Source organism: Haloechinothrix salitolerans (assembly GCF_042662605.1).
In the GTDB taxonomy this organism is placed as follows: Bacteria; Actinomycetota; Actinomycetes; order Mycobacteriales; family Pseudonocardiaceae; genus Haloechinothrix_A; species Haloechinothrix_A salitolerans.
The window spans coordinates 5,916,985-5,929,611 of sequence record NZ_JBHSXX010000001.1; the positions used below are offsets into that span (position 1 = coordinate 5,916,985).

Below are 12,627 nucleotides of genomic sequence, written 5' to 3' on the forward strand. Positions count from 1 at the left end.
GACTACCTCCTGGCCTGCATGACGCGCTGACGTGCTGGTGCTGTTGCCTGCGGCGGCCCGTCGCCAGCGGGTCGCCGCTGTCCGGCAGTGCGCGTTCTCGCGTGATGTGTCTGTTTCGGTCGTGGCCGTTCCGTACGCACCCGTATCTTGGCCGCGCTCACCGCCCCGCCGTCACCGGTCATCTGTTCCCTCGGCGCGGTCAGCTCGCGGAACCACATGGCGAGCACTGAGCCGAGCGGACGTTCATGGTTGATCCGTGCGGTGATCAACCGGGTCACGGCGATGGTGATGACGAACGCCCACGCCGTACTGAAAAAGCCGAACGAGATGCCGAGCTGCCGCTCGATCGTGAGCACGAGGAGAAAAACGACGAAACCGACGCCCCACGCCACGTAGCGGGCACGCCAAGGGAACGTAGCCTTGGGCGGGCCGAGCCACACGGCGTCGACGCGGTAGACGTCGTCGTCAGTGCGGATGCGCAAGACGGTCCCCGAACCTCAGCCCGTGAACAAGCTGGAAATCCAGGTGCCGACATCGACCCCGGCACCACTGACCGCGAGCCCGATGACGGCGAGCGCGATGACGACGCCACCGAGGCGGCGCATCACACCCGCGTTGTCACCTCTGCCGCCGCCGAGCCACAACAGCAGCACCGCGACTGTCAGCAACAACAGCGGAATGACGTTGTTCTGCAGCCAGGTCTGCAACCCTCCTGTTGTGATCTCCCCTTCCTGCTGCGCCAGGGAGGCGAGGGTCATCATCGTGCTCATCGTGTACTCCCGAGTGCGAGGAGCGTGGCCGATCGGAGCATCGCACGTACTCCGTCGTTGGTCCAGGTCATCTGCACCGTCACTAAAGGTAGCGTTCTCAACCCGTTCTGTTAAGTATGGTCACGGCCCGTGCCGACCATGTCGCAAGCCGACAGGGGCCAGAACCCATCATGCGGGTAAGGGCGCCGTCGCCCAGCACCGCCCTGGGAAACCACCGAAACGGAGCAGCATCATTCCCTACGAGTGGACCACTCACACTGTTTACTTGCGGTAAGAAGCCACGCGCTACTCGCGCGTGGCGAACACGAGCAGCGTGACGGCGTCGGCCAGCCTGACGACGATACGTCACGAAGAATTCACCCAAAGTTACCGTTGCCAGGCATGGCGACCGACGGACACGGACGAGTTGGCGTGTAAGCCGGATTCTGTGCCCGACACGCCTTGCGGCCTGCCGGGCGGCGACCATCCATCTAGGCCCGCCGTTGCCGACGGGCTCATGCGGCCTACCCGCGAGCAGGACGGGCCGCCCTCTCGCTCGCGCAGGCGCGTTTGGCGCCCTCTTGGCCTTGCTCCGGGTGGGGTTTACCGAGCCACCCCGGTCACCCGAGGTGCTGGTGGTCTCTTACACCACCGTTTCACCCTTACCGCGTCGCCGCGGCGGTCTGTTTTCTGTGGCACTTTCCCGCGGGTCGCCCCGGGTTGCCGTTAGCAACCACCCTGCCCTGTGGAGTCCGGACTTTCCTCGAACGATGCCAGGCACCGCTCGCGGCCGCCCCGCCAACTCGTCCGCGTCTATACAGGGTACCGGGCGGCGTAACGGCCGTGGCGGGTGCCATGAGGGGCATCTCGCTGGCGCCTCATGCCAGCGAGATGCCCCTCATGGCACGTCGAGGTGCGCGGTGTCGTTGACCAGGCGAACCGATGCGTTGCCGTCGGGATAGAACTCGACGATAGACAGCGACGCCAGGTCCAGGTGCAGCCGGAACAGCAGTTCGGGACCGGCCGCGAGTCCCATGCGCAGCAACGTCTTGATCGGCGTTACGTGCGAAACCACGACGACATCCTGGCCGCCGTATTCGCTAAGGATGTTGTCCCGCGCTCGCCGAACCCGCTGGTGCACCGCGTCGAAGCTCTCCCCACCGGGCGGTACGACTGATGTGTCGCCAAGCCAGGCGCGGTGCACATCCGGGTGGCGGCGAGACGCTTCGACGAAGGTCAGACCCTCCCACTCGCCGAAGTCGGTCTCGGTCAGCCCGGTGTGGGTACGCACCTCACTCCCGAGTAGCGTCGCGACCTCCCGTGCGGTGTCGACGGCGCGGCGCAGCGGCGAGGACACCACCGGCAACGGACTCGACGCGTCCTGGCGCGCGCCCGCGAACGCCGCCACCCGTTTGGCGACGGCCGCCGCTTGCCACCTGCCGTGGTCGGTGAGTTCGACGTCACCCCGACCGGAGTACCGCCGGTCGATCGACATGGATGTCTGGCCGTGCCGCACCAGGAGCAGACGGGTTGGGGCCCCCTGAGCGCCGGTCCATGACGCGGGAACGCCCCGGTCGGCCCGCTGTTCGCCACCCGGGGCACCGGTAGGGGCGCCAGCGCGGGTCGCGGCGGTTTCCGGCCGCGAGCCGTCCAAGGTGTCCGCGGAAGCCGTCGCGTCATCCTGACGCGCCGGTTCGGGGTCCTCGGACTCCTCCCCATCGGCGTCCATCGCCTCATTGGCGAGCCGGTCGGCGTGGGTGTTCCGCGCGCGGGGAATCCAGGTATAGCTCACCCGGTCGAGTTGCATCGCCAGGTCACGCGCCTGTCGCGCCAATGGCTGTAGCGCGGCGTTCTTGATCTTCCACCGCCCGCTCATCTGCTCGACGACGAGTTTCGAGTCCATCCGCACCTCGGCGGTGCTCGCGCCCAGCTCGACAGCGGCGCGAAGGCCCTCGATCAGACCGGTGTACTCAGCGACGTTGTTGGTCGCGATTCCGAGGCCGCGCTTGCGCTCGGCCAGCAGCTCGCCCGTGCCAGCGTCCCGCACGAGCGCGCCATACCCGGCGGGCCCCGGATTGCCCCGCGAACCGCCGTCCGCTTCGATGATCACCCGCGGCCCCACGCCGCTCCTTCCGTCCCGGTGAATGACGCTTCCTCCGTATCCAACGCGGCGAAAGCGTCATTCAGCGCACTATGACTCATAGGCCCGACTCCGCCGTCCGCACCAGGATCGCGCCGCAGTTCTCGCAGGTCATGACGGCTTCCGGGGCGGCGTTCTTGATATCCGACATCGCGGTGCTGTCCAGTTCCAACTGACAGGTGCCGCAGCGGCGCGCCCGTAACAGTCCCGCGCCGCGCCCCCGTGCCGCGCGCACCCTCTCGTACTGGGCCAGCAGGTCGGCGGGCAGCGGAGCAACCAGCGTCGTCCGCTCGTCCTGCTTGCGCGCCTGCTGGGCCTCGAGATCCGCCAGCGCTTCGTCGCGGCGTCGCTCCGCGTCGGCGAGCTTACGCTCGGCTTCCTCCACCTCAGCCGTCGTCCGCTGCTCGTCGGTCGCGACGGCCTCTCTGCGTTCCATCAGCTCAAGCAGGTCGTCCTCGAGAGCGCTCTGCCGCCGCTTCAGCGTCTCCAACTCGTGCTCGAGGTCGGTCAGCTGCTTGGCCGACACCGATCCGGACGACATGAGCGAACGGTCTTTGTCCTCCCGCGCCCGAACCGACTCGATCTCCTTCTCTTGCCGGGTAACCTCGCGGTCCAGGTCGGACGCCGTGGTCTGCACCTTGACGAGCGCGTCCCGGCTCGCGCGCAGGTCCTTCTCGATGGTCGCGATCTCATCCAGCTCGGGCAGCTTCTTGCGCCGATACTCGATGCGGGCAAGCTCCGCGTCGACGTCGGCCAGTTCGAGAAGTTGCCGTTGTACCTCGGGGTCGACGTTCACTGGGGACTTCCTTCGTATGTGCGGCTGGGGACGTTCCACGGGTCGGTGCACCGATGGGATACGTGAACTTCGACCGTACCCGCGTCCACCGCGCCCATGACGCCCGCCGCCTGCTCACACCACGGCCATTCACTAGCCCAATGGGTGACACTCACAAGTGCGGGTGGCGGGTTCGCGGCGACGGTGCCCGTTTCCAGATGCTCGCTGGCGGGATGGTGCCGCAGATCCGCGGTGACGTAGGCGTCCACCCCAGCGGCGACCGCTGCTGACAGGAAGCTGTCGCCCGCCCCACCGGAGACCGCGACCCGTGAGATCAGCCGCTCAGGATCGCCAGCACCGGACACCCCGGGCACCGTCGCCAGCAGTGCTTTACCTACTCGGTCGACGAACGCGGTGAACGTCTCCGGCTCGGGTAGCACGCCGATACGCCCGAGTCCCGTGTCCGGGTTGTCGGCGTGCGGCGCGAGCGGCCGCTCAACCGTTACCCCGATGGCGGCGAGCGCGTCGGACACGCCAGGGTTCGCGGAGTCCGCGTTGGTGTGCGCGCAGAACAGCGCGACGCCGGATCGGATGAGCCGATGCACCACGCTGCCCTTGGTGGAGTCGGCAGGCACGCCATGCACCCCGCGCAGCAGCAACGGATGGTGCGCCACGATCAGCTGCGCGCCCAGTTCCAGCGCCTCGGTGACCGTCTCGTCCACGACGTCAACACACACGAGCGCGCGCTCGACCGGGTCGGCCGGGTCGCCGCACACCAGCCCAACGGCATCCCAAGACTCGGCGAGCTCGCGCGGATAGGCCGCGTCAAGTGCCGCGATGACATCGCCAACTGTAGCGGGGGACATGGCGGTGATCCTCGCACAACGTCACCGCCCGGACGTCGAGACGTGGTCGTCGCCCATTTAGGCTAGTGCCCGTGCATGTCTCGTTCATCTGTACCGGCAATATCTGTCGCTCGCCGATCGCGGCAGCGGTGTTCCGCAGCCATGTCGAGGACGCGGGTATCGCCGACAAGGTCAAGGTCACCAGCGCGGGAACGGGCAGTTGGCACATCGGTGAGCCCTGTGACCCGCGCGCGGCCGAGGTGCTACGCGCCAACGATTACGACGTCGACCACGTTGCGAACCGGATCAACGACGAGCATCTGAACGCCGACCTGCTGCTCGCGGCCGACGCGGGCCACCTCGAGGTCCTCGTGGGACTCGGCGTGCCACCAGAGCGGGCACGGCTGCTGCGGTCGTTCGACCCGGACGCTCCCCTCGACGCCGAGGTTCCCGATCCGTACTACGGCGCGGACAACGGTTTCGACGAGGTCCTCGCGATGATCGAAGCCGCGATGCCCCGGCTCGTCGAGTGGGTGCGCGAGCGGCTGTGACAGACGCGCGAGATGCCGTACGGCACCTGCTCGGTGCCGAACCGACGTCGGTCGGCAGCAACGTCGTCACCCTCGACGACGGCAGGCGGGTGATCGCCAAGCGTGGCGCTGGTCCGCGCGCGAACGCGGCGGAGGCCGCTGGGCTGCGCTGGCTGACGACCGGCGACGTCGGTGTCCCCGACGTCTACGCGCACGACGAAACCTGGCTGCTGATGCAGTACGTGCCGTCCGCGCAGCCGACGCCGGAAGCCGCGCGGGCGTTCGGGCATGGCCTCGCGGCACTGCACCTGCGCGGCGCGCCCGCGTTCGGCGCTCCCCCACCGGACGGTCCGCGCGACGCATGGATCGGCCTCGCGCCCATGCACAACATCGAGGAACCCGACTGGGCGACGTTCTATGCCGCCCACCGAGTCGAGCCGTACCTGCGGGACGCCGTCGACCAGGGCCTACTCGACGCACGGGAATCCGCGGTCATCAGCCAGGTGTGTGAACGCATCGACGCCATCGCCGGACCGCCCGAGCCGCCAGCGCGGCTGCACGGCGACGCCTGGAGCGGCAACCTACACTGGTCGTCCGACGGGCTATGGCTGATCGACCCGGCCTCGCACGGCGGGCATCGGGAGACCGATCTCGCCATGATGCGACTGTTCGGCGCGCCACTGCTCGATGTGATTCTCGACGCCTACACCGAGGCCGCCGCCGATGCCGGAGCACCACTCGCCGATGGCTGGCGGGAGCGAACCGGTCTGCATCAACTGTTTCCGCTGCTGGTCCACACGGTGTTGTTCGGCGGCGGGTACGCGCGGCAGGCGGTCGCGGCCGCCCGGTCCGCGCTCACACTCGCTTAGTGGCCACTAGCGATAGTCGGCGAGCGCAACGGCTACCGTTGAAGGCGTGCGGTTGAGGTTTCTGCTGCGGCCAAACTGGGTCGTGTTGACGCTGGTGGTGTTCCTGTTCGCCACCGCGTGCTTCTTGCTGCTCTCACCGTGGCAGTGGGGCCGCCATAACGAACGCGACGCCCGCAACGAGGCCATTGAACGGTCACTGTCGTCGCCGCCACGCCCCATCGAGCAGGTGCTGCCGGACGGCACGGCGCCCTCAGCCGACACCGTGTGGTCACGGGTGGAAGTGACCGGGACTTACCTACCGGACGCCGAGGTCATCGCCCGACTGCGCAGCGTCCACGGCGAACCGGCGTATGAGGTCTTGACGCCGCTGCGTACGCCGTCCGGCGACACCGTGCTGATCGACCGCGGCTACATCGCGCCGAACGACCAGGTCGGTGTGCCGGACTACGCACCGCCGCCGGACGGCGAGGTCACGGTGATCGCGCGCGTTCGGACCGACGAGGCCGACCCGAAAGGCCGCGCGGCGTTCACACCGAGTGACGCCGATACCCCGCACGTCTACGCGATCGACTCCACTGTCGTGGCCGACGAGACCGGTCTGGACCTGCGGCCTGGCTACTTCCAGCTCACCCCTCACCAGCCGGGCGTGCTGAACCCCCTTCCCCTGCCGCGTGTCAACGCGGGACCGTTCCTGTCATACAGCATGCAGTGGATCGCGTTCGGCATCATGGCACTCGCCGGCTGGCTGTATTTCACGGTGCGAGAGTCGAAACCAGGCGGGGCGTTGCGCGGCAGCGCGCAGCGCGCGAGCGGCGACGGCGGGCGGCGCGCGAAGAAACCACGCCGCAAGTCGGTCGCGGAGCAACTCGCCGAGGACGAAGCCGCTGAGCAGCCGCTGCCCGTGCCGGGACGTGTGGCAGAGCAGCGGCGCGACGACGGCTAATGCCGCTGAGACGCACCATCAGAGACCCGCACGCGACAAGCCGCCGCCGACCTCATGGAGAGGCCTGCGCCCAGGCCCGCAACATCACCCGCGCGATGGACGAGTTGCCCGGCAACCGCAGCGCCCCTGGCTCCGGCTCACCCCGCCGCTCCCCGCGCGCGAACGCGGCCCTGATCTCCTCCCGGGAGTACCAATGCGCCTCCGCGATCTCGCCGTCGGCGAGTCGCAACGGCTGATCTCTGCTGGCGCGCGCCGCGAACCCCAGCATGATCGAACGCGGGAACGGCCACGGCTGGCTGCCGAGATACCGCACGTTATCGACGTCGACGCCGACCTCCTCGAGAATCTCCCGCCGCGCGCACGCCTCCAGCGACTCGCCCGCCTCGACGAACCCGGCGAGCACCGACCGCGCGCCCTCCGGCCAGGTCGCTCCCCGCGCCAGCAGCACGTGCTCGCCGTTGACGCCGACATCGTCGTGCACGAGGCAGATCACGGCCGGATCGGTGCGTGGATACTCCTCACGCTGGCAGGACGAGCAGCGCGACACCCAGCCGTACTGCGCGATACGGCTCTCGCCACCGCACTTGGCGCAGAACCGCGCGCGGCGATGCCAATTGCGCAGCGCGAGCGCCGTGGTGAACAGCCCGGCGCCCGCGTCGTCGATCCGGTCACCATGCTCGCGCAGCCCGACCCACATCTCGCCACCGGAGACGATCGCCTCCACGACGGCACCGAACCGCCCGGGCAGGCGCAGCGTCTCGCCCTCGGCGACATCGACGTCCAGGATCGCCCAGTAGTCGCCGTCGTCGGTGCTGCCGAGGAACACCGCGCCGTCGGGCGGTTCCTCGCCGAACGTCGCCGCGTCCCGCACCGCGAGGGACGGCGACGTCCGCTCACCGTCATACGGGACGGGCGTGCGACCCTGGACATCCACTACGACGACGCGCGCCTTGGGCCAACGGGTACGCAGCCGTTCGGTGTCGACACGCAGTTCTTCCGCGCGGTCGACGTCCGACCGGGACAGCGCGGGCACGCTGCCGAGCTGGAACGGTTCCGTCACGGTGTCACGACACCGCCGAGCGCCGCGAGCCCCTTGCCGACGACGTCGGGATCGCCCACGACGACGCCGGTGAACTTCGGCGGCGCGAAGAACTCCAGCGCGGCATCCGCGACCTGTGTCGCGGTGACGTCGGCGAGCCGGGCGGGGTGTTTGGCAAGCCAGTCGGCGTCGAGCCCGGTGCTGGCGAGCGCGGCGAGCTGACTCGCGAGCCCACCCTGCGAGGACGTCGAGATCAGCAGCGACCCGATGGCGTACTGCCGCACCGACTCCAGCTCGGCGTCGGTCGGCGGCACGAGACCGAGCCGGGCGAGCTCATAGCGGGTCTCCAACAGCGCTGCCGCGGTGACCTCGCTCGCGGTGTCGGCCTGGACGACCAGCGTCGCCGACTCACCGGTGAAGTCGAAGCTGGACTGGGCACCGTAGGTGTAGCCCTTGTCCTCGCGGATGTTCTCCACCAGCCGGGACGAGAAGTAGCCCCCGTATGCGAGGTTGGCCAGCTGCAACGCGGCGTAGCGCGGGTCGGTACGACCAATGGCCTGCGCGGACAGGCGCAACTGCGACTGCACCGAACCAGGCCGCGCGATCAGGTGCAGGTCGCCGCCCTCGACGTCGGGCACCTCGGCCAGCGGCGTCGCCGACGCCTCGGCGGACCAGCCACGCAACGCGCGCTCGACATCGCCGACCACGGCATCAGGGTCAATGTCGCCGACAAGTACCAGCACGGAGCCACGCGGCAACACCGACGCCTGATGCAGCGCGCGGACGTCCTCCGGCGTCACTTGGGCGACGTCTTCCGCCTGCGGCACCTCGCGGGTGGTGGGGTGGTCGCCGTAGCGCCTGCGCTGCAACGCCTCCCGCGCGATCACGCCCGGCTGAGTCCTGGCGACGGCCAGCCGCTCCACGAGGCGCTCCCGCTCGCGGGCGACCTCGGCGTCAGCGTAGGTCGCGCCGGTCAGGGCGTCCGTGAGGACGTCAAGCAGTGTCGGCAACCCGCTCGACAGCGCGCTACCCGATATCGACAGCCGTTCCGGGTCGACGACAGTGGCCAGTTCGCCGCCGATCAGCGCGAGTTCGGTGTCGATGGCGACACGGTCGCGGCTGGCCGTACCGGTCAGCAGTGTCTCGGCCAGTACTTCGGCGCGTGCACTGTGCATCGGGTCGGTGCCGCCGAACGGGACGCGTAGCCGCAGCTCGACCGTCGGCACGGACGCCTTGCGCACCGCGAGCACTCGCAGCCCGTTGCTCAGCTCGGTGTCCGCCACGGCGAGGTCGGCGACCTTGCGCTGCTCGCCAAGCTCAGGCAGCGGCCGTGGGCCCCTCGGTGTCCTGCCGATCTCCTCGGCACTGCGGTGTCCTGCGTTGACGGTCACTGCGGCGCTCCCTCCTGCGTGCTCGGCTCGACGGTCAGTACCGCCCGCGCTCCTTCCCGCAACGCCTTGGCCGCGGCGGAGACGTCGTCGGCGGTGACGGTGCCGATGCGCTCGGGAAGCTTGAAGAGCAGTTCCGGCTGGCCGTAAAGCAGCTCGAGCGATCCGTAGCCCAACGTGCGGGACACCAGCCGGTCGTGCTCGGCGTGCAGGTTCGCGGTCCAGCGTGCGGTGACCTTCGCCAACTCCTCATCGTCCGGCGGGGTGGTGGTGAGAATGTCCAGTTCGTCGTCGAGTGCGTCGAGTACCTGCTGCGTGTTGACCTCGGCTGGGTGGATGGCGGTGACGGCGAAGGTGTCCGGATCACGCGCCTCGAACGGACCGAACAGGCCAGCGCCCGCGCTAATGTCGCTCACCAGCGCGTCCGAGTGGACCAGCCGCTGCTGCAACCGGGAGCCATCGCCGTCGGCGAGCACGCTGGCCAGCACCAAGTTCGCGAGGTAGCCGTCAATCTCGTTGATCGGATCCGGCATCCGGTAGCCGACCGCGAGCGCGGGCAGCGGGGCGTGCGGATCCTGATGGGTGCCGTGGCGGTCCTCGGTCGGCAGCGGCTCCGCGAACGACCGCCGCCGCGGGGCGGGGCGCGCGGGCACGTCACCGAAGTGCTTGTCGATGAGCTTCTTGGTGTAGTCGATATCGAGATCCCCCGCGACGGTGAGCACCGCGTTGGCCGGGGCGTAGTAGGTGTCGAAGAACTCGGCACAGTCTTCGATACTGGCCTGCTCAAGGTCGACGAAGTCGCCGTAACCGTTGTGGGCGTTCGGGAACGTGTCGTAAAGAACCGGCGGCAGCAAGATCCACGGGAACCCGCCGTACGGCCGGTTCAACACGTTGAGCCGGATCTCTTCCTTGACGACGTCGATCTGGTTCGCGAGGTTCTCCTCGGTGAGCTTGGGAGCCCGCATCCGGTCGGCTTCCAGGAACAACGCGCGCTCAAGCGCCGCCGACGGCAGCACCTCGAAGTAGTCGGTGTAGTCGGGGTGGGTCGAACCGTTGAACGTGCCGCCGCTGCCCTGGATGTGCCGGAAGTGCGCGAGCTTCTCCAAGCTCTCGCTGCCCTGGAACATCAGATGCTCGAAAAGGTGAGCGAACCCGGTGCGCCCTTCCGGCTCGGAGCGAAAGCCCACGTCGTAGTGCACGCTCACGCCGACGACGGGAGACGTCGTGTCCGGGGCGAGCACCACGCGCAGACCATTGTCTGTGACGTAGCGATGGATTTCCGGTGCGGCCATGTCAGCCACTGTATCCGTACTCGCGGGCGGCTTCGCCCCCGCAAGCCCCCAACACCACCGTGCGGACTCCCCGCGACGGGGCCGGGTGGAGGAGAGCCGCCGTCACCCTCACAGACCCCACACGTCCCACTTCAGCAGGTGACAACAGAGCCGACCGCGAAGATCGCTATGCTAAAGACCCAGCCGTTTTGTTTCCAGGGACGACGACTTCGATGACACCATCGCCGCACGAGCAGCGGCCGGATTCTCCGGCGCACCCCGAGTCAGTCCCTGCGGGCAAGTCGCACCGCACACATCTCATCGCCGTGGTCATTACCTGCGCCGCGGTGATCACCCTGCTAGCGACCGGTGTAGCCGTGCTCATCGCCGCGCTCGCCAATGACGACGACACTGATACGGCGGCACGGGAACAGACCGCGCAGACGCGACCCAATGGCGAAGGATCGGCGGCTGGCGCGCGGCCGCCCTCCTCGGAGACGACACCGAACGTCTTTCCGGGCAAGGTGCTTGAACTCGCCAACCACCCGTTGTTCCAGTCCAGCGACGTCGGTCTGCCCAACCGCGCCTGCCAGCTGCCGCCGTGGGACAACACCGAGAAGGCGGCGCGGAAATTCTTCCGCTCCGCGACAAAGTGCCTCAACGAGGCGTGGGCGCCCCTGCTTCGGTCGCACAACCTGCCGTTCACCCCACCACGGCTCTACTTCCCAACCGGCGAGAGCTTCGACAGTGACTGTGGCCGCATCGAGGTTGGCCTCGCCACGGCGGCGTACTACTGCGAGGGTGAGCTCTTCCTGCCGTTCAACGGCTTGCAGGTGGAGCAGTACGAAGACAGTCCCGGCGTATATCTCGCCCTGATCGCGCACGAATACGGCCACCACGTGCAGGAGCTGTCCGGGATCATGGACGCGGCATGGCGCGAGATCTACGAAGCTGGCGAGGACTCCCCTACCGGCCAGGAGATGTCGCGCCGCAAGGAGCTGCAAGCGCAGTGCTTCTCCGGGATGTTCCTGGGCTCACACGTCGACAGGGGCGGCTCCATCACTCGCGAGATGTACGACCAGGCGTGGCACGACCAGGAAACAAGGGGAGACGACACGTCGGGCGGCCACAAGCACGGCACCAACCAGAACTACGCGATGTGGTGGCGGGTCGGTGCGCTGGACAACCGCATCTCCGATTGCAACACCTTCAAGGCGAGCGCCGAATCCGTGCGCTAACGGCAGCTTCCGGCATGGCCTTCTTGCGCACCGATACGGTGACCCGTCTTGCTAGTCAGCGCCGCTTATCGTACACTTGTTCTATCACGCTGGTTGTGGCAATGAGCCACTTCTTCTGCGCCTGCGACGGATACGGACACCAACCTCGGCCGCCCGTACTTCGCGCGCACCGGCACGCCGCTCGAGGTCGTCAAGGGCTGGTTGAGAGCAGGCGAAACCATCGATGATGTAGCCGACGAGTTCAATCTCCCGGTGGATCAGGTCACCGATGTCGCCCAACGCGACGGCTTGCTCACGACGTGAGACGCATACGGTACGCGCGGCGACTCTTACACCGGCAACAAGCCTCGTCGGCCGGAGTCGCCGCGCGTAACGAGCAATGCGTATGTCGCGCCACCCGCGCAGGACAATGCGACCAGCAGCAGCCCTATGGACTGCCGCAAGTTGCTATGCCCTGTCTCGGTGTCCGCGCTACGCACGGTCAGTTCACCAGCGCCCGGTTCCTGAGGAAGTACGACCTGGAGTTGCTCACCCTTGTCGTGACCGCAGGCGCGCAGTCGCGCTTCGCGCTTGCCTTCCCCGTCGATGAAAGTAACCGTTTCGACCGGCGTGGCCGCGGTACAGTCGGCGGGCTCGACGACCGAGGCGGTCACGACGCGCGCCGGTTCGTCGGTACCGGAGAACAGGCCGGGGCCGACCCACCAGGCGAACAGCAGCACGATAAACCCGACCACGCATGCGACGAGGATCGCGCGCACGCGCGGAGTCAGCTGTGCGAGGAGCCGGTCCACGTTGTGATCGTCGCAGATCCAGCCGACGAATACACGTCCCGCCGCGGCG

13 protein-coding genes, 1 other RNA gene and 1 pseudogene are annotated in these 12,627 nt (G+C 68.2%); 5 read left to right on the forward strand and 10 right to left on the reverse strand.

Features of this window, described 5'->3' with window-relative positions:
- Positions 1-2: 2 nt before the first annotated feature.
- The 6 genes from ACFQGD_RS28205 to ACFQGD_RS28230 form a co-directional block, all read right to left on the reverse strand.
- On the reverse strand, positions 3-482 hold the full coding sequence (locus ACFQGD_RS28205; RefSeq protein WP_345406539.1) for a hypothetical protein: 480 nt from the start codon (positions 480-482) through the stop codon (positions 3-5).
- A gap of 15 nt (positions 483-497) precedes the next feature.
- Positions 498-770, reverse strand: a complete 273-nt coding sequence (locus ACFQGD_RS28210; protein WP_345406536.1) for a hypothetical protein — start codon at positions 768-770, stop codon at positions 498-500.
- A gap of 398 nt (positions 771-1,168) precedes the next feature.
- An RNA gene (gene rnpB, locus ACFQGD_RS28215) (RNase P RNA component class A) lies at positions 1,169-1,555 on the reverse strand.
- A 92-nt stretch (positions 1,556-1,647) separates the two neighbouring features.
- Positions 1,648-2,871 carry a bifunctional RNase H/acid phosphatase gene (locus tag ACFQGD_RS28220; protein ID WP_345406533.1) on the reverse strand — a complete coding sequence of 408 codons (1,224 nt, stop codon included), beginning with the start codon at positions 2,869-2,871 and terminating at the stop codon, positions 1,648-1,650.
- A 76-nt stretch (positions 2,872-2,947) separates the two neighbouring features.
- Positions 2,948-3,685, reverse strand: a complete 738-nt coding sequence (locus ACFQGD_RS28225) for a zinc ribbon domain-containing protein (protein WP_345406530.1) — start codon at positions 3,683-3,685, stop codon at positions 2,948-2,950.
- Entirely contained in the window at positions 3,682-4,530 is an 849-nt protein-coding gene (locus ACFQGD_RS28230; protein WP_345406527.1) for a Nif3-like dinuclear metal center hexameric protein, read from the reverse strand. Before ACFQGD_RS28230 ends, ACFQGD_RS28225 begins: the two co-directional genes overlap by 4 nt.
- Before the next feature lie 71 nt (positions 4,531-4,601).
- Between ACFQGD_RS28230 and ACFQGD_RS28235 the strand changes: the two genes are divergently transcribed.
- From ACFQGD_RS28235 to ACFQGD_RS28245, 3 genes are read left to right on the forward strand one after another with little or no spacing between them, the layout of a single operon-like run.
- The gene (locus tag ACFQGD_RS28235) at positions 4,602-5,060 is read left to right on the forward strand and encodes a low molecular weight protein-tyrosine-phosphatase (protein WP_345406524.1); all 459 of its coding nucleotides are present in this window, start codon (positions 4,602-4,604) and stop codon (positions 5,058-5,060) included.
- On the forward strand, positions 5,057-5,908 hold the full coding sequence (locus ACFQGD_RS28240; RefSeq protein ID WP_345406521.1) for a fructosamine kinase family protein: 852 nt from the start codon (positions 5,057-5,059) through the stop codon (positions 5,906-5,908). The genes ACFQGD_RS28235 and ACFQGD_RS28240 overlap by 4 nt, the downstream gene beginning before the upstream one ends.
- Before the next feature lie 46 nt (positions 5,909-5,954).
- Positions 5,955-6,851, forward strand: coding sequence for an SURF1 family cytochrome oxidase biogenesis protein (locus ACFQGD_RS28245; RefSeq protein WP_345406518.1), 897 nt, complete (start codon positions 5,955-5,957; stop codon positions 6,849-6,851).
- A 52-nt stretch (positions 6,852-6,903) separates the two neighbouring features.
- On the opposite strand, the gene nudC is transcribed toward ACFQGD_RS28245, so the two are convergent.
- From nudC to ACFQGD_RS28260, 3 genes are read right to left on the reverse strand one after another with little or no spacing between them, the layout of a single operon-like run.
- A complete protein-coding gene (gene nudC, locus ACFQGD_RS28250) occupies positions 6,904-7,911 on the reverse strand; it encodes an NAD(+) diphosphatase (protein WP_345406515.1) in 1,008 nt (335 codons plus the stop codon).
- Positions 7,908-9,281 (reverse strand): M16 family metallopeptidase, encoded by a 1,374-nt coding sequence (locus tag ACFQGD_RS28255; protein WP_345406512.1) that lies wholly within the window; start codon positions 9,279-9,281, stop codon positions 7,908-7,910. Before ACFQGD_RS28255 ends, nudC begins: the two co-directional genes overlap by 4 nt.
- Positions 9,278-10,570: a M16 family metallopeptidase gene (locus ACFQGD_RS28260; RefSeq protein WP_345406509.1), complete on the reverse strand. Its 1,293-nt coding sequence runs from the start codon at positions 10,568-10,570 to the stop codon at positions 9,278-9,280. The genes ACFQGD_RS28255 and ACFQGD_RS28260 overlap by 4 nt, the downstream gene beginning before the upstream one ends.
- Before the next feature lie 212 nt (positions 10,571-10,782).
- Here ACFQGD_RS28260 and ACFQGD_RS28265 point away from each other — a divergent pair, with 212 nt between their 5' ends.
- Together ACFQGD_RS28265 and ACFQGD_RS28270 are read left to right on the forward strand one after the other, a co-directional pair.
- On the forward strand, positions 10,783-11,787 hold the full coding sequence (locus ACFQGD_RS28265) for a neutral zinc metallopeptidase (RefSeq protein WP_345406506.1): 1,005 nt from the start codon (positions 10,783-10,785) through the stop codon (positions 11,785-11,787).
- Positions 11,788-11,928: 141 nt separating this feature from the next.
- A pseudogene (locus ACFQGD_RS28270) lies at positions 11,929-12,090 on the forward strand (DUF433 domain-containing protein); the annotation flags it as partial.
- Between the two features lie 26 nt (positions 12,091-12,116).
- On the opposite strand, the gene ACFQGD_RS28275 reads toward ACFQGD_RS28270, so the two are convergent.
- Positions 12,117-12,578 (reverse strand): hypothetical protein, encoded by a 462-nt coding sequence (locus ACFQGD_RS28275; RefSeq protein ID WP_345406503.1) that lies wholly within the window; start codon positions 12,576-12,578, stop codon positions 12,117-12,119.
- Between the last annotated feature and the right edge of the window lie 49 nt (positions 12,579-12,627).